At 59.6% G+C, this 1,020-nt stretch carries 1 protein-coding gene; it reads right to left on the bottom strand.

What is annotated here, in order from left to right:
* The coding region (gene ltrA, locus HOC_RS20555; RefSeq protein ID WP_422120061.1) for a group II intron reverse transcriptase/maturase at nucleotides 1-991 on the bottom strand (991 nt) is incomplete at its 3' end.
* Nucleotides 992-1,020 lie beyond the last annotated feature (29 nt).

The raw sequence follows: 1,020 nt of genomic DNA, 5'->3' as shown, positions 1-1,020 counted from the left end.
TGATCAGGGTCTTCGTGCCAGCGGCGCGGTCGGCCACCTTGTAGGAACGGACATTGAAGCCAAGAAAGTCGAAGCCTTCCTGTATATGCCGGATGCTGGTCTTCTCCTCGGAGAGGTGAAGGCCGCGCCCGGCGAGGAACGCTGCAACGCGCTTCCTGGCCTCAAGCGCATCTTCGTAGGTGTGGCAGATGACGACGAAGTCATCAGCATACCGCACAAAGACAGGGCAGTGAGGTTTCACGTATGAGGCGCTCGTGCCTCCGCGATACTCAATGCCCAGCGCTTCTTCCATTCCATGCAGGGCGATGTTGGCAAGAAGGGGACTAATGACCCCGCCTTGCGGTGTGCCCTGCTCGGTGGCGTGGAACACGCCATCTTCCACATAGCCTGCCTTCAACCAGCGGCGGATCATTCCCCTTGCGGGGAAGTTGCCGATGGCCTCCATCAGAGCGTCGTGGTCGATATTGTCGAAGCAGCCTTTTATATCGGCATCGAGAACCCAGACCCGTTTGGACCCGGACTTCGTTGCCAGATGTATCCGCTCGATGGCGTCATGAACGCCCCGACCGGGCCGGAACCCATAACTTGTCCCCTCGAACTGCGCTTCCCAGCAGGGTTCAAGTGCATTGAGCACAATTGCCTGCTGGCACCGATCGATAAGAGACGGGATTCCAAGCGGTCGCTTCTGCCCGTTGGCTTTAGGGATATACACCCTCCGGGCTGGAAGCGGTTCCCATGCCTTCAGGTTCACCAGTTGGTTCGCAAGGTCCGCCCGCTCGGTCGGCGTCGGTGCGGTTTTCGCATCGACACCGGGAGAGGCTTTCCCGCGATTGATCTGGCTGACCCTTCGGATGGAAACGAGCAGGTTCGCCCGGCTGCGCAGCATAAGCTTTTGCAGCGAGCGGACCGTCTTCCAGTCCCGCATTTCAGTCGCCCGATAGATTCTCCGGCGCAGCGTCCTGACCGTTCGATAGGCGGCAGGCCAGTCAATGGTCTGCCAGTGAACAGTTCCGTCGCTTA

The organism is Hyphomonas oceanitis SCH89, assembly GCF_000685295.1.
GTDB lineage: Bacteria > Pseudomonadota > Alphaproteobacteria > Caulobacterales > Hyphomonadaceae > Hyphomonas > Hyphomonas oceanitis.
This window is presented reverse-complemented; position numbering and strand designations above follow the sequence as displayed.